The organism is Pengzhenrongella phosphoraccumulans, assembly GCF_045689905.1.
Lineage (GTDB): Bacteria > Actinomycetota > Actinomycetes > Actinomycetales > Cellulomonadaceae > Pengzhenrongella > Pengzhenrongella phosphoraccumulans.
On the sequence record NZ_CP144210.1, the window covers coordinates 3,458,338 to 3,480,583 of the forward strand.

Genomic DNA, 22,246 nt, shown 5'->3' on the forward strand with positions numbered 1-22,246 from the left:
GCCGTGAGCGCCCACCCGGAGCCCGACGTCGCCAGCGCGACCTTCGAGCCAGTCAATGTGGCGCCGTCCCTGTTGGACGCCGTGCGTGACCTGCACCGCGACGTCCTCGCGACGTCCTTTCCGCTCGAGATCCAGGGTGTGGCCGAGGCTCGCGCCTCGCGGGTCCGGCTCATGGGTCAGTTGAGCGACCACCTTCTGCCGCGTCTGGTCGAGCTGTCGGCGCCCGCGGTCGTCGTCCTGGCCGGGTCGACCGGCGCCGGCAAGTCGACGCTGATGAACTCGCTGCTCGGAGCCGAGCTGTCGGAGGCGGGTGTGCTGCGCCCCACGACCCGGCAACCGGTCATCGCCCACCACCCCGAGGACGGCGAGCTGCTGGCGGGTCACCCGGTGCTCGAGGCGGTGAAGGTCGTGTCGAACGCGCTCGTCCCGCGCGGCATCGCGCTGCTCGATGCGCCCGACCTCGACTCGGTGCTCGAGGAGAACCGCACCACCGCGCACCGCCTGCTCGAGGCTGCCGATCTCTGGCTGTTCGTGACCACGGCCGCCCGGTACGGCGACGCGCTGCCGTGGCAGGTGCTCGCCGGCGCGATGGAGCGCGGTGCGTCCGTCGCCATGGTGCTCAACCGCGTGCCGCCCGAGTCGCTCTCCACGGTCCGCGGCGACCTGCTCACCCGGCTGCGCAGCCGCGGGATGCAGGGCGTGCCGTTGTTCGTGGTTCCGGACGTCGGACCGCACGAGGGGCTGCTCGACCCCGGCGCGGTCGCGCCCATCAAGCGGTGGCTGACGATGCTCGCCGGACCCGACCGGGCCCGGTCGGTGATCGTGCGCACGCTGCGTGGCTCCCTCGGCGCGCTGCGCCCGTGGGTGGACGCGCAGGCCGAGGCGGTGCAGGACCAGGTGGATGCCGCCGCCGCGCTGCGTGCGGAGATCACGCTCACCCTGGACGGCCCCGCCGCCTCGGCCCGGGCGGGCGTGCTCGCCGGCACCGTCGCCGACGGCGCCGTGCAGGCCCGGTGGACCGAGCTCGCGGCCGGTGCTGGTCCGTTGTCGCGCGTGGTGCGCCCGTCGGGACGGATCCGGGGTCTGCGCCGCACGGGCCGTGCCCGCGAGGAGGCCCTCGCCGGGGTCCTGGACGACCTGCGGCGTTCGGCGGGTGCTGTCTTGAACGGCGCCGGGGTCGCCGCCGAGCGGGCCTTGCGGAGCCACCTCGGCCAGTCCGGCTCGCTCGACGGCGGTCGCGCCCTCGTCGGTGCGTGGCCGGCCGACGAGCGCCGTGCCGCGCGGGACGCGCACGCCGAGGTGAGCGCAGGGGAGTGGACGCTCGAGGCGAAGCCGCTGGTCGGCGCGCTGCTGACCTCGACCGAACCGGGCGTGGCGAAGCGGTCGGCCCGCGTCGTGCGGGCGCTCGGCGTGCACGGGCTCGAGATCGTCGCGCTCACCGCGGCGGCCGGACTGAGCCGCGCTGACGACCTGCTCACCGCCCTGCTCGGCGACTCCGCGGCCGGGTTGCGGAACTCGCTGCGCGACTCGCTCGCCGACCGCGCCGAGCAGTACGTCCGGGGCGAGGGCGTCGCGCTCGCGGCCCTGCTCGACGTGGCCGACCTGGCCGACGACGCCGCCTCTCGCCTGAGGTTGCGGCTCGCGGTCCTCAAGGGACTCATGTGAGCGCCCCGACGAACGGGTCCGGCCGCGGTGCGCACCGCTCCGAGACCGCCGACCTCACCGGCCGCGTCGAGGCGCTCGAGCGTGCGCTGGTCGTAGCGGACGGTCGACTCACGCGCAGCGTGACGCACCGCGTCTCGACCTCGATCGACCGCGTCCGCGAGCGGTTGGCGCTCGGCGTCGACCACACGATCGTCGCGCTGGTGGGCGGCACCGGGTCGGGCAAGTCGAGCCTGTTCAACGCGATCAGCGGGCTCAGCTTCGCCGACGTCGGGGTCCGACGGCCGACGACGTCCGAGGTGACCGCGTGCGTGTGGGGCACGTCCGGCGACCCGCTGCTCGACTGGCTCGGCGTCGCCCCTGATCGCCGGATCCAGCGGGAGAGCGCGCTGGACGCCGAGGCCCAGGCGGCGTTGCGCGGCCTCGTGCTGCTCGACCTGCCCGACCACGACTCGATCGAGCCGGCGCACCGCGAGATCGTCGATCACTTCCTGCCGATGGTGGACCTGCTGGTGTGGGTGGTCGACCCGCAGAAGTACGCCGACGACGCCCTGCACTCGGGCTACCTCAGCCGGCTCGCCGGGCACGAGGCGGCCATGGTCGTGGTGCTCAACCAGATCGACACCGTCCGGCCCGCCGCGCGACCGCGGCTCGAGGAGGACGTCGCGCGGCTGCTGCGCGAGGACGGGCTGGTCGGGGTCCGGATCCAGTCGGCGTCCGCGCGCACGGGTGACGGTGTGCCCGAGCTGCGCACGCTGCTGGCCGAGGTGGCCTCGCGCCGCAGCACGGCCGCCGTGCGCGCGGGCGCCGAGATCACGGACGCCGCGACGCTGCTCACCGCTCAGGTCGCCGCGCGCGAACCGAGCCGGGAACAGCTTCCGGTGGCCCCGGTGCTGGATGCGTTCTCGCAGGCCGCGGGCCTGCCGATGATCGCGGCCGCGCTCGAGGCCGCCGTGCGCGGCGGCCGAGGGGCGGTGCCCGCGTTCGGGTCCGTCCACCAGGACACTGTCGAGCTGGCTCGCGCGCGTTGGCTCGGTGAGGTCGGGACCGCGCTGCCCGCACCCTGGAAGCGGGCTCTGGCGGGCCGGGTCGCGACCACCGTCGACCTGCGGGATGCGGTCGACGATCGGCTGGCCCAGGTCGGCCTGGTCGCGCGGCGGTCCCGGGTCGCGATCGGTCTCGCGATCGTCGGTGCGATCGTCGGTGTCGGCGCGCTCGTGGCGACCTGGGCCGTCGTCGGTGCCCCGGCCGGGTCCGAGCTCGACGCCGGCGGGATCTCCGGCCTCCCGCTGGTCATCGCTCTGCTGGTGCTCGGGGTGCTGCTGGGCGTTGCCGCCGTGCTGGTGCGGCGCCGAGACGCGCGGCGCCGGGCCGACGTCGTCCGTCGGGAAGGTCGAGCCGCGCTCGCGGAGATCGTCGAGGCGCACCTGGTCGCGCCCACGCTCGCGGTCCTCGCCGAGCACCGCGAGGTCCGGGAGCTGGCCGCTGGTGCGGCGTCGCCCGGGCCGACCCCAGCCGGCTCGGGCACGAGCACCTCCCCAGCCTGACGCGCCGAGCGCTCGCGGGCCTCGGCTCGCGGCGCACCCTCGCACCCACGAGCCGACACCGGTCGGCCACGAGGCGAGGAGACACGATGAGCACGAACGAGCTGACCCTGACCCTGGTCGGGTGGGTCGCGACCGAGCCGAAGCTCTACATCGGTGCTGCCGCGACGCCCTTCACGAGCTTCCGGATGGCGAGCACCCGGCGCTACTTCGACCGCACCACCAACGCGTGGGTCGACGGGCGCACCGAGTGGTTCACGGTCAAGGCCTGGCGTCAGCAGGCCCACAACGTGGCGGCGTCGCTGCGGAAGTCGGACCCGGTGATCGTGCACGGGCGGCTGGTCACGCAGGAGTGGACCGGCGCGGAGGGGGTGCGGACCTCGCTGGTGCTCGAGGCGGTCGCGATCGGGCCGGACCTGACCTTCGGGCAGGCGAAGATCGCGCGCACGGTCCACGTGGCGGCGGGCGAGCGTGACGAGAGCGACCGGGCGGGCGATCCGTCGGGCAGTGCGCTGGACGCCGCCGAGGCCGACCCGGTCGAGGAGGACGACCTGATCGACGACGAGTTCGCCGACGATCTCGCGGCGGTGCCGTGATTTGGGGTGCAGTGATCGGCCCGCGGATTGCCGCGGGCGTGATCACTTAGGCTGGGGCACAGACGACCGCCCGCCCCCGACCGGGCGGGCGGACCCCATCCTCCAACTGCAGGGCGGACGATTAGCCAGTGGCTGAGTTCATCTACACCATGTACAAGGCGCGCAAGGCGCACGGCGACAAGGTCATCCTCGATGACGTCACGCTGAACTTCCTCCCCGGCGCCAAGATCGGCGTCGTCGGTCCTAACGGGGCCGGGAAGTCGACGATCCTCAAGATCATGGCGGGCCTCGAGCAGCCGTCCAACGGCGAGGCACGGCTCTCGCCGGGCTACAGCGTGGGCATCCTGCTGCAGGAGCCGCCGCTGAACGAGTCGAAGACGGTCCTCGGCAACGTCGAGGAGGGCGTCGCCGAGATCAAGGGCAAGATCGACCGGTTCAACGAGATCTCCGCGCTGATGGCCGAGCCCGATGCGGACTTCGACACGCTGCTCGCCGAGATGGGCGAGCTCCAGGAAGCGATCGACGCAGCCGAGGCCTGGGACCTGGACGCGCAGCTCGAGCAGGCCATGGACGCGCTGCGCTGCCCGCCCGGGGACACCGACGTGTCGATCCTCTCCGGTGGCGAGCGTCGCCGGGTCGCGCTGTGCAAGCTGCTCCTCGAGAAGCCCGACCTGCTGCTGCTCGACGAGCCCACGAACCACCTCGACGCCGAGAGCGTGCTCTGGCTCGAGGCGCACCTCGCGCAGTACGCCGGTGCCGTGCTCGCCGTGACCCACGACCGGTACTTCCTCGACCACGTGGCCGAGTGGATCGCCGAGGTCGACCGTGGTCGCGTCTACCCGTACGAGGGCAACTACTCCACCTACCTGGAGAAGAAGGAAGCCCGCCTCGAGGTCCAGGGCAAGAAGGACGCGAAGCTCGCGCGCCGCTTGCGCGAGGAGCTCGAGTGGGTCCGCTCGAGCGCCAAGGGCCGCCAGACGAAGTCCAAGTCGCGCCTCGCGCGGTACGAGGAGATGGCGGCCGAGGCCGACAGCATGCGCAAGCTCGACTTCGAGGAGATCCAGATCCCGCCGGGCCCGCGCCTGGGCTCGATCGTGCTTGAGGCAAAGGACCTGAACAAGGGCTTCGACGGGCGCACGCTCATCGACGGGCTGTCGTTCACGCTGCCGCGCAACGGCATCGTCGGCGTCATCGGCCCGAACGGTGTCGGCAAGACGACGCTGTTCAAGACGATCGTCGGTCTCGAACCGCTCGACGGCGGCGATCTCAAGATCGGCGAGACCATCAAGATCAGCTATGTCGACCAGGATCGCGGCGGCATCGACCCGACCAAGACCCTGTTCGAGGTCGTCTCCGACGGGCTCGACTACATCAAGGTCGGCAACGTCGAGATGCCGTCGCGCGCCTATGTCGCCGCGTTCGGCTTCAAGGGTCCGGACCAGCAGAAGCCGGCGGGAGTGCTGTCCGGTGGTGAGCGCAACCGCCTGAACCTCGCGCTCACCCTCAAGCAGGGGGGCAACCTGCTCCTGCTCGACGAGCCGACGAACGACCTCGACGTCGAAACCCTCGGCTCGCTCGAGAACGCCCTGCTCGAGTTCCCCGGCTGCGCCGTGGTGGTCTCGCACGACCGGTGGTTCCTCGACCGCGTGGTCACGCACATCCTGGCGTACGAGGGCACGGAGGAGAACCCGGCCAACTGGTACTGGTTCGAGGGTAACTTCGCCTCCTATGAGGAGAACAAGATCGAGCGGCTCGGGCCTGACGCGGCGCGGCCGCACCGCGTCACGTACCGCAAGCTCACGCGCAGCTGACGGCCCTGCTGCTCTGTGACACGCGAAGAGGGGGCAGCGGCGCCGGCCGCACCTGAGTCGGCGACCGCTGCCCTGGTCGCGTCGTTGGTCGGGTTGCGGGCGGCGGCCGGTGCGGTCCGGCTGCCGCTCGACCTCCCGGGTGCCGAGCGGCAGCGGACCGAACGCGTCCAGGTGCTCGACCAGCTCGACGACTACCTCCTGCCCCGGGTGCGGTCGAGCGGCGCGCCCCTGCTCGTCGTCGTGGGCGGGTCGACCGGTGCCGGCAAGTCCACGCTCGTGAACTCCCTGCTCGGGGAGGTGGTCAGCGCGTCGGGCGTGCTCCGGCCGACCACGCGTGCACCGGTGCTGGTGCACCACCCGCTCGATGCGAACTGGTTCCGCGGCGACCGCGTCCTGCCGGGCCTCGCGCGCCTGACCGGGGCCGACGTCGCGGATGCCGCCGCCGGTGGCAGCGGCCTCGGTGCCCTTCGGCTCGTCGCGTCGGCCGCCGTCCCGCCCGGGATGGCTCTGCTCGACGCACCCGACATCGACTCGGTGGTGCAGGAGAACCGGCTGCTCGCGACCCAGCTGCTGGGGGCGGCCGACCTGTGGCTGTTCGTGACGACCGCCGCCCGGTACGCCGACGCCGTCCCGTGGGACCTGCTCGCGACGGCGGCGCGCCGCCACGCGGAGATCGCCCTCGTGCTCGACCGCGTGGACCCCGGGACCGAGGGGCCCGTCGGCGCTCATCTCGCGGCGATGCTCGCTGAGCACGGGCTCGCGGACGCGCCTGTGCTCGTGGTCGCGGAGGCGACGGCGGTCGATGGCCTGCTGCCCGCGCCGGTCGTCGCGCCGGTGGCCGACTGGCTCACCGCGCTCGGCGGGGATGCCGCCGCTCGTGCCGCGGCGATCGCTCGGACCCGGGACGGCGCGATCGCCGACCTGCTGGTGCGCTCCGCGGCGCTCGCGGACGCGGCCGATGCCCAGAAGGCCGCTGACACGCGCTTGCGCTCCGCGGTCGAGGCGGCCTACGACGACGCGCTCGCTGCGGTGCTGCGCGCGACGGCGGACGGCACGATGCTGCGCGGCGAGGTGCTCGCCCGCTGGCAGGACGTGGTCGGCACGGGCGAGTTCTTCCGTGCGATGGAGAGTCGCGTCGGCTGGGCCCGGGACCGGATCGTGGCGGCCCTGCGCGGCAAGCGTCCCCCGGAGCCCGAGCTCGCGGCCGCCATCGGGCACGGGCTCGAAGCCGTGATCTTGGATGCCGCCGGCGAGGCCGCCGATCGAGCGGACGGTGCCTGGCGCTCGGACCCGGCCGGTGCGGGGCTGCTCGTCGGCCCCTCGCCGGTGAGCGGCACGGCCGACCTGCGGGTGCAGGTCGCGGCCGAGATCCGGGCCTGGCAGTCCGACGTGCTCGCCCTGGTCGCCGAGGAGGGTGCGGGCAAGCGCGCGACGGCTCGGGTCCTGTCGTTCGGCGTGAACGGGCTCGGCGCGGCACTGATGGTCGTGGTCTTCGCCTCCACGAGCGGGCTGACCGGCGCGGAGATCGGCATCGCCGGCGGGTCGGCACTCCTGGCGCAGCGGCTGCTCGAGGCGGTCTTCGGTGACGATGCGGTGCGCCAGCTCGCGCGGAGCGCGGCCGACCGGCTCGCGGTGCGGGCGCGGGGGATCATGGCCGGCCAGTCCCGGCGGTTCACGGTCGCCCTCGACGCGCTCGAGACCGAGCAGGCGAGCGGCGACGCGCTGCGGGCGGCGGCGAACGCGGTGGCCACAGCCGCCCAGCGGGCCCGGACCGCCGGTTTCGAGCCCGCTGGGGCGGCGGCGCCCGTCTTCAGCGGTGGTGCGCTGCGCGGTGCGGGCGCGGGGGTGCGACCCGGTGCGGTCACGGCCGCCGACGGGAGTGCGTCGAGCAAGGTTCGTCCGTGGTGGCGCCGAATGCTGCGTGGACCGGGTGCACCGTGAGCACCCGCGGACTCAGCCTCGCAGCGCGGGTCGCGGCGCTCGACGAGGCGGTCGAGGCAGGCCAGGGGCGGATCCCGTCGGCGGACCTGGCGCCGGCCCAGCGCGTGCTCACGCAGGCGCGCGAGCGGCTCGAGCTCTCCGCCGACCACACCGTGGTCGCGCTGGCGGGCTCTACGGGGTCCGGGAAGTCGTCCATCCTGAATGCGGTGGCAGGTCAGCAGGTCGCCGTGACCGGGGTGCGCCGGCCGACCACCGGACTCCCGGCCGCTGCCGTCTGGGGCGGCGAGGGTGCGGCGGGGCTGCTCGACTGGCTCGGCGTGGACGCGCGCCGGTACCTGGACGGGCCGGCCACCGCGGCTGCGGCCGGCCTCGTGCTGCTCGACCTGCCCGACCACGACTCGGTCGTCGTCGAGCACCGGCTGCGCGCGGAGCGGCTGCTCGAGCGGGTCGACCTGTTCGTCTGGGTGGCCGATCCGCAGAAGTACGCCGACGCCGCCCTGCACGAGCACTACCTGCGGCCGCTGGCCAAGCACGCGGACGTCGTCGTGCTGGTGCTCAACCAGGTCGACCGGCTGACACCGGCAGAGCGGGACCGCTGCGTGGCGGACCTCCGGCGGCTCGCGGCGCAGGACGGTCTCGTCGGTAGTGCCGTCCTGGCCGTCTCGGCGACCACCGGGGAGGGGCTCGACGAGCTGCGCGAGCTGCTGCGTCGGGCGGCGGCCAAGCGCGCCGCCGCCACGGCACGCCTCGTGGCGGACGTCCGCGTGCAGGCGGCACGGATCGCGCAGGCGTGCGGCGCCGGCGTGCCGCCGCGCGTGCAGCGCGCCGCGCGGGAGGACCTGGTCACGGCGTTCGAGGACGCGGCGGGGGTCGCGGTGGTCGTCGAGGCGGTCCGTGCCTCTGCCGCCCGGCGGGCGCGGGCCGCGACCGGTTGGCCGCCGACGCGCTGGCTCGCCCGGTTCCGGCCCGACCCCCTGCGCCGGCTGCACCTCGAACGTGTGCCCGAACGACCCGACCTGACCCGCTCGTCGCTGCCGGGTCCGGGCGCGGCGGCGCGCGCCGGGGCGGGGAACGCCGTGCGCGACTACACCGCGACCGCTACCGCGGGTGTGCCGGACGCCTGGGTCCTGGCCGCTCGCGCCCGGGCCCGCACGGCGGCGGCCACGCTGCCCGACGCGCTCGACCAGGCCGTCGCCGGCACTCGGCTCGACGCCGAGCGGGCACCGACCTGGTGGCGCGTGATCGGCGTCGCCCAATGGCTGCTGCTGGCCGCGCTGGTCGCGGGCCTGGCCTGGCTCGCCGGCCTCGCGGTGCTCAGCTACCTCCGGCTTCCCGAACCGTCGACCCCGCTGTGGCTCGGCCTGCCCGCGCCGACCGTGCTCGTGCTGGGGGGAGTGGTCGCCGGCATCGGGCTCGCGCTGTTGTGCCGCGCCGTCGGCGCCTGGATCGCCCGACGCCGCGGCGCGCGGGCCAGGTCGCGGCTGCGGATCGCCGTCGGACAGGTGGCGGACGAGCGGCTGGTGCGGCCGCTGGGCGAGGAGATGCGGGCGCTCGAACGATGCCGGGCCGCATCCCGGCTCGCCGCGTTGTAGCTGTGCGCGGCTCGCCGCGTTGTGAATCACCAACAGGGGAGTGAGCGGATGAGTCGACTCAGGGTTCCGGTGCAGCTGCGCTGGTCCGACATGGACGCGTACGGGCACATCAACAACGTCGAGATGTTCCGCGTGCTGGAAGAGGCGCGCATCGCGGCGTTCTGGACCCACCCGCACCCCGGGGTCGACGGCGGCTGGCCGACGGCCGTGATCGACGCCGGGCCCGATTCGCAGACGGTGATGCTCGTCGCGCGGCAGGAGATCGAGTACCTCCGCCCGCTCGGGTACCGGCGCGCGCCGGTCATCGTCGAGCTCTGGATCGGTCACTTCGGGGGTGCGAGCATCGACGTCTGCTACGAGGTGTGCGACGGCGACGGGGGCACGGAGGAGCACGTTCTGCCCGACGTCGACGCGACGTCGGCCGCTTCGCCCGTCGTCTACGCGCGGGCGTCCACGACGCTCGTGCTCGTCGACCCCGCCGCCGGGTCGCCGCGTCGGTTGACAGACGCCGAGCGCGCCTCCTGGGCCCCGTACACCGGGCCCATGGTGGCGCTCCGGCGGCGCGGTTCCGCCTAGTTCACGGACGCGCCGGCGGCGCGTTCGGCGGCCTGCGCGATCCCGCGCTGCATGCCGCCGAACACGATGCCGTGGAACGGCGCGACCGACCACCAGTAGAGCTGGCCGGCCAGACCGTGCGGGTGGAAGAGCGCGCGCTGCGCGAACACCGTCTCGCCGTCCTCGCCGTCCTCGACCCGCAGCTCGAGCCACGCGAGCCCCGGCAGGCGCATCTCGGCCCGCAGCCGTAGCAGCGTGCCGGGCTCGACCTCCTCGACCCGCCAGAAGTCCAGCGCGTCGTCGACCCGTAGCTCGTGGGGGTGGCGCCGGCCGCGGCGGAGCCCGGGTCCGCCCGAGAGCCGGTCGAGCACGCCGCGCACCTGCCAGGCGAACGCCCACGAGTACCAGCCGCGCTCGCCGCCGATCGCCTGGATGACGGCCCACAACGCCTCCGGCGAGGCGTCGACGGCCGTGCGCCGCTCGTCGACGTACAGCGAGCCGCCGGCCCAGTCGGGATCGCTCGGCAACGGGTCGCTCGGGGCCCCGGTCAGCGCGGCCGACGACCACCGGGTGTCGACGGTGGCGGCCTGGACGCGCTCGAGCGCCAGCCGGACCGCCCGGTCGAACGTGACCAGCCCGTCGGGCGGGTCCGGGACGTACTGGGCGATGTCGTGCTCGTCGCACACGACCTCGTGGATCAACGACTCGACGAGCGGCTTCGCCAGGCCCGCCGGGACGGGGGTCACCACGCCGACCCAGTGGCTCGACAGCCGCGGGGTGAGCACCGGGACCCGCACGATGATGCGTTTGGGCAGGCCCGCCGCGTGGGCGTACCCCTGCATCATCTGGCGGTAGGTCAGCACGTCGGGCCCACCGATGTCGAACGAACGGTTCACGTCCGGCGGCATCGTCGCCGATCCGACGAGGTAGCGCAGCACGTCCCTGATCGCGATCGGCTGGATCCGGTTGTCGACCCACTTCGGCACGGTCATCGCCGGGAGCCGCTCGGTGAGGTACCGCATCATCTCGAACGACGCGGAGCCCGAGCCCAGGATGATCGCCGCCCGCAGCACGGTGGTCGGGACGCCGGACGCGAGCAGGATCTCGCCGACCTCCTTGCGGGACTCGAGGTGCGGCGACAGCTCCTCGCCCTCGGGGAACAGCCCGCCCAGGTACACGATCCGCCCGACGCCGGCCTCGCGGGCGGCGCGTGCGAAGTTCAGCGCGGTGGCGCGGTCGCGCGCCTCGAAGCGGTGGCCCGAGCCGAGGGAGTGGACCAGGTAGTACGCGACGTCGACGCCCTGCAGCGCGGCGCGGGTCTCGTCCAGCACCGAGACGTCGGCCTGGACGATCTCCACCTCGCCGAACCACGGCCGCCCGCGCAACCGGCTCGGGTTGCGCGCCACGGCGCGCACCTGGTGCCCGACGGCGATCAGCTCCGGCACGAGCCGGCCGCCGACGTACCCGGTCACTCCGGTCACCGCGACGGTCAGCGGCCGCACCGCCGCGATGTCGGGCGTGACGACGACGGGTCCCTCAGGATGCTCAGCCATGCCCGCGAGTATCGCCGAGATGTCGGCGATCACCTATCGAATCGTCGTTATCTGACCGAGTTTGTCGGACCGAGCGTGGCTGACCGAGGTGGACTGCGGGTTCGTGCTACTCCGTGGGCGGGTTCGGGGCTCGGAACATGCCCTCCTGGGCGATCGTCGCCACGAGGGTGCCCGTCTCCGTGTAGATCTGCGCCTTGGCGAGGCCGCGGCCGCCCTGCGCGCTGGGGGAGCTCTGCACGAACAGCAGCCACTGGTCGACGCGCGCGGAGCGGTGCCACCACATCGCGTGGTCGAGGCTGGCGATCGACAGCCCCGGGGTGGTCAGGGCCAGGCCGTGGCGACGCATCACCGGTTCGAGCACGACCTCGTCGCACGCGTAGGCCAGCAGCGCGCGGTGCAGCAGCTCGTCGTCGGGGAGCACCCCGCGGGCGCGCATCCAGAGCATCTGGTGGTCGGTGTGGGCCGGGGCCGGACGCAGGTAGAGCGGGGACTCGACGTGGCGAAGGTCGAAGGCGCTCTCCTCGAGCCAGAACCGCGCGAGCGGGTGGTCGATCCCCTCGAGCAGGTCGTGCGCGGAGCCGACGTCGGACGGCGGCGGCACGTCGGGCATCGGGTCGAAGTGCTCGAACCCGTCCTGCTCCTCCTGGAACGACGTGATCATCGACAGGATCGGCTCGCCACTGCTGCCGTTCTGGTAGGCGTGCGTCCGACGGGCGCTGAACGAGCGCCCGTCGCGCATGCGCTCGACCGCGAAGGTGATGGGCTTGGTGGCATCACCGGGTCGCAGGAAGTACCCGTGCAGCGAGTGCGGCAGCCGCCCGTCCGGCACCGTCCGGCCCGCCGCGAGGAGAGCCTGCGCGAGCACCTGACCGCCGAAGACCCGCCCGCCGGGGCGTCGCAGGCTGGATCCCACGAACGTGTCCTCGCCCTCGGGCGAGAGCGTGAGCGCAGCGAGCAGCCGCGCCATCGGATCCGTGGTCAATGCAGTCATGATCCCAGCGTCACACACGCCGGGCGCTCCCCGAGCCGAAAGCACGGGGGGTGAGCAAGTGATCCTCGACTCAGGAATCGGTGGCGTTGACCATCGAGTGCGCCGCCCGCTCGAGGTAGTCCCAGAGCTGGCCCTGCGGCAGCGGCGGCAGCCCGAGCGAGGCGACGGCGGTGCGCATGTGCGCCAACCAGCGGTCCCGCGCCTGCGGGCTCACCTCGAACGGCGCGTGCCGCAGCCGCAGGCGCGGGTGCCCGCGCTGCTCGGAGTAGGTCGTCGGCCCGCCCCAGTACTGCTCGAGGAACATCGTCAGGCGGACCTTGGCCGGTCCCAGGTCTTCCTCGGGGTACATCGGGCGCAGCAGGTCGTCGTCGGCCACCCCCGCGTAGAAGGCGTCCACGAGGCGGACAAAGGTGTCGTGCCCGCCGATCAGCGCATAGAACGAACCGGGGTCGGGGGCATCGGTCGAGGGGGCAGGGTCCACCGGGTCATCCTCGCACCGGGGCGCAAGACGGGGCGGGGTGCGTGGGTGCGCGGCCTGGGCACTAGCCTGTCAAGGCATCTCACCTAGAACCGGAGGCCCTCGTGCTCGAACGTCGTGTCAAGGTCGCCATCGCCGAGGGCCTGCACGCGCGCCCGGCGGCGCTCTTCGTCCAGCTGGCCGGCACCCAGCAGGTCAAGATGACGATCGGCCGGGACGGCGGGGAGCACGTCGCGACCGACAGCATCCTCGGCGTCATGACCCTCGGTGCCGGTTTCGGCGACGAGGTCCTGCTCCGGGCCGACGACGACGGCGCCGCGGAGGCGCTCGCCGTGCTCGTCGAGTACCTGGCGACCTCCGCCTGAGTCAGATCCCGAGCTCCTCCAGCACCGGCAGCTGCGCGCGCACCGCAGCGCGCGCTCCGTCCGCCGACTCGGCCGTCAGGGCGAGCTCGGCCAGCTGACGGCACTGCGCGAGGGTCACCGAGGCCAGCACGGCCGCGACGTCGGGCAGCGCCCGGGCCGACATCGAGAGCGTCGCGATCCCCATCCCGGTCAGCACCACCGCCAGGGCAGGGTCGGCGGCGGCCTCGCCGCACACCCCGACCGGTCGGCCCTGCTGCGCGCCGCCGCGGCAGGTCGCGGCGATCAGCTGCAGCACGGCGGGCTGCCAGGGCGTGGAGAGCGTGGCCAGGTCGCCGAGCAACCGGTCGGCGGCCATCGCGTACTGCGTGAGGTCGTTGGTGCCGATGCTCGCGAACGCGGCGCGCGCCAGGATCGGTCCGGACTGCAGCGCGGCGCTGGGCACCTCGACCATCACCCCGGCGGTCGCCAGGCCGTGCGCGTGGCACCGACCGACGAACTCCTCCGTCTCGGCGACGGTCGACACCATCGGTGCCATGACCCACACGTCGGCGCTCTCGGCCTCGGCCGCCCGCGCGATCGCCGTCAGCTGGTCCTCGAGGATCTCGGGGTTGCGCGTCGCGGTCCGCAGCCCGCGCACACCCAGTGCGGGGTTGGGCTCGTCCGTGTTCGTGAGGAACGGCAGCGGCTTGTCGGCGCCCGCGTCGAGCGTGCGGACCACGACCTTCTTGCCGGCGAACGCCGCGAGGACCTCGCGGTACTGCGCGACCTGCTCGTCGATGGTCGGCGCCTGCGCGCGGTCGAGGAAGCAGAACTCGGTGCGGAACAGCCCGACGCCCTCGGCGCCCGCGTCGGCGGCGGCCTGCGCGCCGTCGGGCTTGCCGATGTTGGCCAGCAGCGGGACGAGGTGACCGTCGCTGGTCCGGCCGGTGCCGTCGAACGTGCGCACGCGCGCCGCGAGCTCGGCGGCGCGCGCGAGCTGCGCCGGGGTCGGGTCGATCGTGATCGTGCCCGCAGCGCCGTCCACGAGCACGACGGCGCCCGCGGCGATCTCGGTCGCGCGCGCCGCGCCGACGACGGCGGGGATCCCGAGCGAGCGCGCGATGATCGCCGTGTGCGACGTCGGACCGCCCTGGCTGGTGACGATCGCGATGACGCGCTCGGGGTCGAGCGTGGCGGTGTCGGCGGGGGCCAGGTCGGTGGCGAGCAGGACGAAGGGGTGCGGGAGGTCGGGGACCCCGGGGGCGGGCCGGCCGGTCAGGACGGCGACGATCCGGCCGCGCACGTCGGCGACGTCGCCCGTGCGCTCGGCCATGTACCCGCCGAGGCTCGCCAGCTGGTCGATCACCGTGTTCGCCGACTGCCAGACGGCGCGGGCCGGATCCATCCGGTTCGTCCGCACGAGCTTCTGCGCGGCCTTGATCAGCGTGGGGTCGGCCGCCATCATCGCGGTCGTCTCGAGGATCTCCCGCCCGGTGCCGCTGGCTCGCTGGGCGGACTCCTCGAGCGACTTCCGGACGGCGGCGGAGGCCGCGGCGATCCGCTCGGCGGCGGCGCCGGCGTCGTCGGCCGCGTCGAGGGTCGCACCGACAGGGGGCTCGGGGACGGCGTCGGGCATGACCACGACGGCACCCGCCGCGCGACCGGGGCTGACGCCGATGCCGGCGAGGACCTGGGGGGCGTTGGCGGTGGAGCTCATGGAATCCTCTTGTTCGTCGGTCGGAACGCGTACCACGGTAGATCTCAGACGCGCACCGCGGTCGGGACCAGGTCCCGACCGCGGAGCATCGGCCCTAGAGCCCGGGGGCCAGCGTCGGGGGAGTCCCCGTCGTCGTCGTGCTCGCTGTGCTGGTCGCTGTGCTTTTCGCTGTGCCGGTCCCAGTGCTGCTGCTCGTCGCGACCGTGATCGGGTCCACGAAGTCGTCGTCCGGCTGGTCGACCAGGAAGTTGTTGGCACCGCTGTCGCCGTCGACCTCGCGGCCGGGGGTGCGCAGGTTCCACTTGACGATCACGAAGCGGAACAAGAAGTAGTACACGACCCCGTAGGCGAGCCCGATGGCCAGCAGCAGGACGGGTTGCTGCGCGATCCGGAAGTTGAGCAGGTAGTCGATCGCGCCCGCCGAGAAGCCGAAGCCCGCGTGGATGTCGAGCGCGTTCACGAGTGCGAGCGAGGTTCCGGTCAGGACCGCGTGGATCACGTACAGCGGGTAGGCCACGTACATGAACGAGAACTCGAGGGGCTCGGTGACCCCGGTGACGAACGAGACCAGCGCGGCCGAGCCCATGATCCCGGCGATGACCTTGCGCTTGGACGGCTTGGCGGTGTGCACGAAGGCGAGGGCGGCACCGGGCAGCGCGAACATCATGATCGGGAAGAAGCCGGTCATGAACGTCCCGGCGGTCGGGTCGCCGTGCAGGAAGCGGGCGATGTCGCCCTCCCAGACCTTGCCGCTCGCGTCCGTGAACTCCCCGAACTGGAACCACGGGAGCGAGTTGAGCAGGTGGTGCAGCCCGATCGGGACGAGCAGGCGGTTCGCGGTGCCGTACACGAACCCACCGAGGACGGTCGACCCGGTGACGAACTCGGCGACCGAGGTCAGACCGGCGTCGAACGCGGGATAGATGAGCGCGCCGATGACGGCGATGACGATGGCCATGCCCGCGGTGACGATCGGGACGAAGCGACGCCCGCCGAAGAACGCGAGGTAGGGCGGCAGCTTGATCCGGTAGTACTTCTGGTAGAGCAGCGCCGCGACCAGGCCGATGACGATGCCGCCGAGCACGCCGTAGTTGATGAGCTGCTGGTCCTCGCCCTCGGCCGCCTTGCCGAGCACGTAGGGGGACAGCCCGGTCGAGACGCCCTTGAACACGAGGTAGCCGATCAGGGCGGCGAGGGCCGTCGACCCGTCGGACTTGCGGGCGTAGCCGACGGCCACGCCGAGCGCGAAGATCATCGGCAGGTTCGAGAACAGCGCGTCGCCGGCCGAGGCGAGCGTGGCCGCCACGGGCAGGAGCCAGTCGCCCCAGGCGCCGGCGAGGCCGTCGACGCCGAGCATGTCGTCCTGGCCGAGGCGCAGCATGAGCGCCGCGACCGGGAGGGAGGCGATGGGTAGCATCAGCGAACGCCCGATGCGTTGGAGCTGGGCCAGGCCCGGGAACGCCCGCTTCTCGCGGACCTCGCCGGCGGTGGTAGCAGTCATTGCGGTTGCACTCCTCATTGTGTGCGGGCGCGCCCCTCAAGGGGCGTTTCACCCCGCAGGTGCACTAGATGTCTGGACCAGTTGGGCCCCACTGTGGTGGAATGGGTCCCACGGTGTCAAGGCAGACACCGACGGCTCGATATCCGGTGATCGGGGGGTGGGACGACGGTGCGGCACTCGGTCCTCAAGCACGTGCGGGTGCGCGACTACCTCCGGTCGCTGGTCACCCACGAGCTCGCGGTGGGCGATGCGATCCCGTCCGAACGGCTGCTGTGCGAGCGTTTCGGCGTCTCGCGGATGACGGTGCGCCAGGCCGTGGACGCCCTGGTGGTCGAGGGGTTGCTCGAGCGCGAGCAGGGGCGCGGCACGTTCGTCGCGCCGTCCAAGATGGATCTCGAGGTCCGGCTGTCGTCGTTCGGCGAGGAGATGCTCCGCCGCGGCATGGAGCCCTCGTCGAAGGTGCTGGCCGCCGAGGAGATCGCCGCGGCGTCCGACATCGCCGATGCGCTCGACCTTCTGCCTGGCGAGCAGGTCTTCTACTTGCACCGCGTGAGGTACGCCGACGGCGAGCCGATGGCCATCGAGCAGTCCTGGCTGCCCAGCCGCCTCGCCCCGGGCCTGTACGACGACGGGCCCCCGCGAGCGTGTACGGCGAGCTGCGGCGGCGCGGTCTCGAGCTCGACTGGGGCGAGGACACCGTGGCGGCCGCCGAGGTCGACGCGCAGGATGCCGATCTGCTCGGGCTACCGGTCGGGCGCGCCGTGCTGCGGATGACCCGGCGCACGTTCGCGGGCGAGACGGCGTGCGTCTACTCGCGTTCGTCCTACCGGGCCGACCGGTACGTGCTCTGGGTCCCGCTGCGCGCCCCGCGTCGCTCCATCACACCCCAGCTCACCACTCAGACAGCCTTCCAGTCGCCGATGACGACGGCGGCGCACTCACTCGGGAGCCAACCAGCGTGACGGACCAAGCGGCGAGCATCCTGGCGGCCCTGGGCGGGGTCGAGAACATCATCGACATCGAGCCGTGCACCACCCGGTTGCGCTCGGAGGTGCGCGACCCGGCGCTCGTGGACGTCCCGGCGCTGCGTGCCGCGGGCGCGCACGGCGTGATGATCGCCGGACGCGTCGTGCAGGTCGTGGTCGGCCCCAGCGTCGACACCCTCGCGACCGACCTCGAGGAACTGATGTGACTAGTCTTGACGCCCGGCACCCGAGCCGGCGTCGGTCATCAAGGAGAACCCCATGAGCAAGGCAGAGAAGATCCTCGCGGCCCTGGGCGGGGATGCGAACATCCTCGACCTCGAACCGTGCATCACCCGGCTCCGCGTCGAGGTCAAGGACGCGTCGCTCGTCGACGAGGTCGCGCTCAAGGCCACCGGTGCGTTCGGTGTCGTCCGCTCGGGCAAGGTCGTCCAGGTCGTCGTCGGCCCCGAGGCCGACACCCTCGCGTCCGACATCGCGGACCTGCGCTGATGGCGTTGCCTCTCATCGTGCTGGCGCCGGTCTCCGGCACCGTGCGGGCGATGGCTGACGTCCCCGACCCTGTCTTCGCGGGCGAGATCGTCGGCCCCGGCCTGGCGATCGACCCGAGCCGCGACGGTGTGGTCGAGGCGATCGCGCCGGTCGCCGGGACGATCTTCAAGCTGCACCCGCACGCGTTCGTGATCGTGGCGCCGGGATCGCGCGGTGTGCTGGTGCACCTCGGGCTCGACACTGTCCAGCTCGCCGGGGTCGGCTTCACGCTGCACGCCGCCGAGGGTGACACGGTCGCGGCCGGTGACGTCGTGGTGAGCTGGACCCCGGCCGACGTCGAGGCCGGTGGGCGTTCGCCGATCTGCCCCGTCGTCGCGCTCGAGGGCAAGCCGGGGACCGTGACCGGCCTGGTGGCGCCCGGCACTGCCGTGCGGGCAGGCGAACCGCTGCTCGAGTGGGCCTGATCGGCCTACGCCCGGACCTCTCTCCACGTCCGGACCTCGCTGTGCGGGTCGGCCGCGCGGGTGCCGGTCTCTTGCTCGACCTCGACGGCACGCTGCTCGACAGTGAACCGGTGCACCAGGCGGCGTTCCGCGCGTACTTCGCGACGCGTGGCTGGGACGTGGCGGACGACGTCGTCCGTCAGTTCGCGGGCCGGCGCGCGCAGGAGGTCTTCCCGACCCTCGACGGTCCCTGGGCCGGCGAGGACCCCGAGCTCCTCACCGCGGCGGTGCTGGCGGCATTGGCCCGCTCGACGCTGCGGCCCGAGCCGGTGCCGGGTGCGGTCCGCCTGCTGGCGGCGTGCGCCCGGTCCGGCCTGCCGGTCGCCGTGGTGACCTCGGCGACGCGCGGCTGGGTGGCCGCGGCCTGGAGCCTGCTCGGTCAGGGCGGGCCCGCGGTGCTCAGCGTGACGGCGGAGGACTGCGTGCGGGGCAAGCCCGATCCGGAACCGTTCCGGCGCGGGTCGCGGCTGCTCGGGTTGCGACCGCAGGACCTGATCGCTGTGGAGGACTCCCCGGCCGGGATCGCGTCGGGCCGGGCGGCCGGCGTCGGGCACCTGGTCGGCGTCACCACGACGCAGGACGCGGCGGTGCTGCTGGCGGCCGGCGCCCACGAGACCGGACCCGACCTGCTCGACCTCGCGCTCGCGGTCGAGCAGCTCGCTGCGCGGGACTGACCGCTGGTCGAGGCCTTCTCGCGCGGGTCAGTCGACCGGCGGAACCGGGACCTGGGTCCGCTCGATGACGACCTCGCGCCGCGGCAGGGCCAGATCGATCCCCTCGCGGGCGAGCGAGACCCGGATGCGGGCCCGCAGTGCGCGCGACACGTCCCATTGCCGCGAGGGCGCGGTCTTCACGAGCAGGCGGAGCATCGCGCCCTCCGCCGAGAGGTCCTCGATGCCGGCGACCTCGGCCGGCCCCTGGATCGCGGGCCCGAGATCGGGATCGGCGGCCACCTCGGCCGCAGCCTCGAGCAGGAGCGCCTGGACGCGCGGCACGTCCTGATCTGCGAGCACGCGAACCTCGATGAGCGCGCGCGACCACCCCTGGGTCATGTTGCCGACCCGCAGGATCTCCCCGTTGCGCACGTACCAGAGCGTCCCGTTGAGCGACCGGACCTGCGTCACCCGCAGCCCCACCTGCTCGACGACGCCGCTCGCCTCGCCCAGGTCGACGACGTCGCCGACGCCGTACTGGTCCTCGGCGAGCATCGAGATGCCGGCGAGGAAGTCCTTGACCAGCGTCTGCGCGCCGAACCCGAGCGCGACCCCGACGACGCCGGCCGACGCGAGCAGCGGGCCGACGTCGACGTTGAGGATCCCGAGGATCAGCACGACGACGACGGCGCCGACGAAGAACGTCGCCCCGGACCCCAGCGCGGAGCCCATCGTCTTGGCGCGCTGTGCGCGGCGGGCCGCGGCGAGCGGGCTGGTCTCGGCCTGGCCGCCGTCCTGGCGCAGGCCGCGCGTGAACCGGCCGGCGTTGCGCTGCACGGCGGGCGCGCCGTCGACCAGGTGTCGCACCGTGCGCTTGATGAAGCGGCGCAGCAGCGCGAGCGAGATGGCGCCGAGGAGCAGGGTCAGCGCGATCTGCCAGGCGGGGGTGATCAGCGCGTCGAACCACTGACCGGTCTCCTGGGCCGCCTTGTCGAGCGTCGAGTTCGGGTCGGTCGCGGCGAGAACCCGGGGACCGGCGAGCAGGAGTGCGAGAGGGGCGAGCATGGCCAGCAGGGTAGTCGGCGTGTCGTCGAGGCCCGTGGGTGGCTTGGATAGTGTGATCAATTCGGACGAATCGCCCCGCCCCGCGCGGTGAGAGGCGGCCCGGCCGCCGGACCTGGCAGGATCGAGGCGTGCCAGACGTGAGCGAAGTGCCGGAGCAGCTGCTGCGACTCGCGGAGGCGTACGGCGTCGTGCCCGACTACTGGGGTTTCGACGGGACGCACCTCCTCGTCGCACCTCACACGCTCGTCTCCGTGCTGGCCGCGCTCGGCGTGGACGCGTCCTCGCCCGAGCGGATCGATGTCAGCCTCGCCCACGTCCAGGACGACCCGTGGCGCCGCGCGCTGCCGCCGGTCCTCGTGGTTCGCCAGGGCGAGTCGCCGCACGTCCCCGTGCACGTGCACGACGGTGACACCGTTGAGGTCTGGCTCGAGCTGGACGGCGAGGCAGGTGGTGGCCGCCGCGACGTCCACCAGCTCGACGTCTACACCGAGCCCCGCATCGTCGACGGTCAGCGGGTGGGACGCGCGACCTTCCAGCTCCCCGGCGACCTCCCGCTCGGGTGGCACACCATGCGCGCGGCGGGCCCCAGCGGTCCCGCGCGCTGCAACGTCGTGATCGTCCCCGCGCGTCTGGAGCTCCCGCCGCAGCTGCGCGAGGGGCGCGCGTGGGGCTTCATGGCGCAGGTCTACTCGGTGCGCTCGAAGCAGTCGTGGGGGGTCGGCGACCTGGCCGACGCCGGCGAGATCGCCTGGCTCGCCGCGCGCCGCTGCGGTGCGGACTTCCTGCTGATCAACCCGTTGCATGCGGCCGAGCCCGTCGGCCCGATGACGCCGTCCCCGTACCTGCCCACGACCCGTCGGTTCGTGAACCCGCTGTACCTGCGGGTGGAAGACATCCGCGAGACGGCGTACCTGTCGGCCGCCGATCGCTCGCTGGTCGAGTGGGCCGCGGAGTCGGTCCGGTCCATGGACGACGACGACGGCCCGATCGACCGCGATGCGGCCTGGACCGCGAAGCGCAACGCGCTCGAGGTCGTCTACGCGGCGCCCCGGTCAACGGCCCGGCAGGCCGCGTTCGACGCGTTCCGCGCCGAGCAGGGTGAGGGGCTCGAGGCTTTCGCGCTCTGGTGCGCCCTCACGGAGCGGTACGGCACCGCCGATCTGTGGCCCGCGCAGGCGCGCGACCCGTCCTCGGCGTTCGTGGCGGCCGCGCGCGACGAGCTCACGGAGCGCATCGATCTGCACTGCTGGCTGCAGTGGGTCTGCGACGACCAGCTCGCGGCCGCGCAGCGGTCGGCGCTCGAGGGCGGCATGTCCATCGGGATCATGCAGGACCTCGCGGTCGGCGTGCACCCGTTCGGCGCTGACGCCTGGGCGCTCGGCGACGTGCTCGCCACCGACATCGGTGTGGGCGCACCGCCGGACATGTACAACCAGCAGGGCCAGAACTGGTCCCAGCCGCCGTGGCGTCCCGACGCCGTCGCGCGTGCGGGCTACCTGCCCTACCGCGACATGCTCCGCACGGTGCTGCGCCACGCGGGTGCCATCCGCATCGATCACGTCATCGGGCTGTTCCGGCTCTGGTGGATCCCGGAAGGCGCCGGCGCCGACGAGGGTGCCTACGTCAAGTACGACCACGAGGCCCTGATCGGCATCCTGTGCCTCGAGGCTGCCCGCGCCGGCGCGCTGGTGATCGGCGAGGACCTCGGCGTGTTCGAGCCGTGGGTGCGCGGGTACCTCACGGACCGGGGGATCCTCGGCACCTCGATCCTCTGGTTCGAGAAGGACAGCTCGGGTGCACCCCTGGTGCCCGAGGCCTATCGGCGGCTCGCGCTCACGACGGTCACGACCCACGACCTGCCGCCGACCGCGGGCTATCTCGCCGAGGAGCACGTCGCGCTGCGGGAGCGGCTCGGGTTGCTCACCGAGCCGGTGCAGGTCGTGCGGCGGGCCGCTCGCGCGGAGCGTGTGGCCATGATCGCGGCGCTCGAGAAGCGCGGTCTCGTCGGTCCCGATCCGTCCGAGCGCGAGGTCGTCGAGGCGCTGCACCGCTTCGTGCTTGCGACTCCCGCCGTGCTCGTCGGGGTCTCGCTGGCCGACGCCGTCGGCGAGCGGCGCGCCCAGAACCAGCCAGGTACGGACACGGAGTACCCGAACTGGAAGGTTCCGCTCGCGGACGGTTCGGGTCAGCTGGTCTGCATCGAGGATCTCTTCGACAGTGCCCGGCTCCGGTCCCTCGTAGCAGCCCTGCAGCGCGGCGCCTGAC

21 protein-coding genes are annotated in these 22,246 nt (G+C 73.3%); 15 read left to right on the forward strand and 6 right to left on the reverse strand.

Translation table 11 applies throughout. From position 1 onward, the window contains the following. The first annotated feature begins 3 nt into the window (after nt 1-3). From VTA80_RS15985 to VTA80_RS16015, 7 genes are all read left to right on the forward strand, one after another. Complete coding sequence (locus VTA80_RS15985; RefSeq protein ID WP_407342074.1) at nt 4-1,665, forward strand: GTPase; 1,662 nt, start codon at nt 4-6, stop codon at nt 1,663-1,665. Continuing rightward, the gene (locus VTA80_RS15990) at nt 1,662-3,209 is read left to right on the forward strand and encodes a GTPase (RefSeq protein WP_407342075.1); all 1,548 of its coding nucleotides are present in this window, start codon (nt 1,662-1,664) and stop codon (nt 3,207-3,209) included. The genes VTA80_RS15985 and VTA80_RS15990 overlap by 4 nt, the downstream gene beginning before the upstream one ends. Before the next feature lie 86 nt (nt 3,210-3,295). After that, nucleotides 3,296-3,802: a single-stranded DNA-binding protein gene (locus VTA80_RS15995; RefSeq protein ID WP_407342076.1), complete on the forward strand. Its 507-nt coding sequence runs from the start codon at nt 3,296-3,298 to the stop codon at nt 3,800-3,802. A 128-nt stretch (nt 3,803-3,930) separates the two neighbouring features. Further along, a complete protein-coding gene (gene ettA, locus VTA80_RS16000) occupies nt 3,931-5,613 on the forward strand; it encodes an energy-dependent translational throttle protein EttA (RefSeq protein WP_407342077.1) in 1,683 nt (560 codons plus the stop codon). Nucleotides 5,614-5,628: 15 nt separating this feature from the next. Beyond that, nucleotides 5,629-7,554: an ABC transporter gene (locus tag VTA80_RS16005; protein ID WP_407342078.1), complete on the forward strand. Its 1,926-nt coding sequence runs from the start codon at nt 5,629-5,631 to the stop codon at nt 7,552-7,554. Next, nucleotides 7,551-9,146 (forward strand): GTPase, encoded by a 1,596-nt coding sequence (locus VTA80_RS16010; protein WP_407342079.1) that lies wholly within the window; start codon nt 7,551-7,553, stop codon nt 9,144-9,146. Before VTA80_RS16005 ends, VTA80_RS16010 begins: the two co-directional genes overlap by 4 nt. A gap of 48 nt (nt 9,147-9,194) precedes the next feature. Then, nucleotides 9,195-9,722 (forward strand): acyl-CoA thioesterase, encoded by a 528-nt coding sequence (locus tag VTA80_RS16015; protein WP_407342080.1) that lies wholly within the window; start codon nt 9,195-9,197, stop codon nt 9,720-9,722. Here VTA80_RS16015 and VTA80_RS16020 read toward each other — a convergent pair. The 3 genes from VTA80_RS16020 to VTA80_RS16030 all read right to left on the reverse strand — a co-directional run bounded on the left by VTA80_RS16020 (nt 9,719) and on the right by VTA80_RS16030 (nt 12,726). Beyond that, nucleotides 9,719-11,254, reverse strand: a complete 1,536-nt coding sequence (locus tag VTA80_RS16020; RefSeq protein ID WP_407342081.1) for an SDR family oxidoreductase — start codon at nt 11,252-11,254, stop codon at nt 9,719-9,721. The two genes, VTA80_RS16015 and VTA80_RS16020, sit on opposite strands and share 4 nt — an antisense overlap. 106 nt (nt 11,255-11,360) lie before the next feature. Beyond that, a complete protein-coding gene (locus VTA80_RS16025; protein WP_407342082.1) occupies nt 11,361-12,245 on the reverse strand; it encodes an acyl-CoA thioesterase in 885 nt (294 codons plus the stop codon). 70 nt (nt 12,246-12,315) lie between these two features. Then, on the reverse strand, nt 12,316-12,726 hold the full coding sequence (locus VTA80_RS16030) for a globin (RefSeq protein WP_407342083.1): 411 nt from the start codon (nt 12,724-12,726) through the stop codon (nt 12,316-12,318). Nucleotides 12,727-12,827: 101 nt separating this feature from the next. On the opposite strand from VTA80_RS16030, the gene VTA80_RS16035 reads away from it, so the two are divergent. Then, nucleotides 12,828-13,088 (forward strand): HPr family phosphocarrier protein, encoded by a 261-nt coding sequence (locus VTA80_RS16035; RefSeq protein ID WP_407342084.1) that lies wholly within the window; start codon nt 12,828-12,830, stop codon nt 13,086-13,088. Nucleotide 13,089: 1 nt separating this feature from the next. Here the strand turns inward: VTA80_RS16035 and ptsP are convergent, their stop codons facing one another. Together ptsP and VTA80_RS16045 are read right to left on the reverse strand one after the other, a co-directional pair. Then, nucleotides 13,090-14,784 carry a phosphoenolpyruvate--protein phosphotransferase gene (gene ptsP, locus VTA80_RS16040; RefSeq protein WP_407342085.1) on the reverse strand — a complete coding sequence of 565 codons (1,695 nt, stop codon included), beginning with the start codon at nt 14,782-14,784 and terminating at the stop codon, nt 13,090-13,092. 94 nt (nt 14,785-14,878) lie between these two features. Next, complete coding sequence (locus VTA80_RS16045) at nt 14,879-16,285, reverse strand: PTS transporter subunit EIIC (RefSeq protein WP_407342086.1); 1,407 nt, start codon at nt 16,283-16,285, stop codon at nt 14,879-14,881. Nucleotides 16,286-16,453: 168 nt separating this feature from the next. On the opposite strand from VTA80_RS16045, the gene VTA80_RS16050 reads away from it, so the two are divergent. From VTA80_RS16050 to VTA80_RS16075, 6 genes are read left to right on the forward strand one after another with little or no spacing between them, the layout of a single operon-like run. Next, entirely contained in the window at nt 16,454-17,059 is a 606-nt protein-coding gene (locus VTA80_RS16050) for a GntR family transcriptional regulator (protein ID WP_407342087.1), read from the forward strand. Further along, nucleotides 16,984-17,247 carry a UTRA domain-containing protein gene (locus tag VTA80_RS16055; RefSeq protein WP_407342088.1) on the forward strand — a complete coding sequence of 88 codons (264 nt, stop codon included), beginning with the start codon at nt 16,984-16,986 and terminating at the stop codon, nt 17,245-17,247. The genes VTA80_RS16050 and VTA80_RS16055 overlap by 76 nt, the downstream gene beginning before the upstream one ends. Further along, complete coding sequence (locus VTA80_RS16060) at nt 17,244-17,477, forward strand: glucose PTS transporter subunit EIIB (RefSeq protein WP_407342089.1); 234 nt, start codon at nt 17,244-17,246, stop codon at nt 17,475-17,477. The genes VTA80_RS16055 and VTA80_RS16060 overlap by 4 nt, the downstream gene beginning before the upstream one ends. 52 nt (nt 17,478-17,529) lie before the next feature. Continuing rightward, nucleotides 17,530-17,760 (forward strand): PTS transporter subunit EIIB, encoded by a 231-nt coding sequence (locus VTA80_RS16065; protein WP_407342090.1) that lies wholly within the window; start codon nt 17,530-17,532, stop codon nt 17,758-17,760. Further along, complete coding sequence (locus VTA80_RS16070; protein WP_407342091.1) at nt 17,760-18,224, forward strand: PTS glucose transporter subunit IIA; 465 nt, start codon at nt 17,760-17,762, stop codon at nt 18,222-18,224. The genes VTA80_RS16065 and VTA80_RS16070 overlap by 1 nt, the downstream gene beginning before the upstream one ends. A gap of 41 nt (nt 18,225-18,265) precedes the next feature. Then, nucleotides 18,266-18,937, forward strand: a complete 672-nt coding sequence (locus VTA80_RS16075) for an HAD family hydrolase (RefSeq protein WP_407342092.1) — start codon at nt 18,266-18,268, stop codon at nt 18,935-18,937. A 27-nt stretch (nt 18,938-18,964) separates the two neighbouring features. On the opposite strand, the gene VTA80_RS16080 is transcribed toward VTA80_RS16075, so the two are convergent. After that, on the reverse strand, nt 18,965-19,981 hold the full coding sequence (locus tag VTA80_RS16080) for a mechanosensitive ion channel family protein (RefSeq protein WP_407342093.1): 1,017 nt from the start codon (nt 19,979-19,981) through the stop codon (nt 18,965-18,967). A gap of 128 nt (nt 19,982-20,109) precedes the next feature. Between VTA80_RS16080 and malQ the strand changes: the two genes are divergently transcribed. Further along, complete coding sequence (gene malQ / locus VTA80_RS16085) at nt 20,110-22,245, forward strand: 4-alpha-glucanotransferase (protein WP_407342094.1); 2,136 nt, start codon at nt 20,110-20,112, stop codon at nt 22,243-22,245. The last annotated feature ends 1 nt before the right edge of the window (nt 22,246 follow it).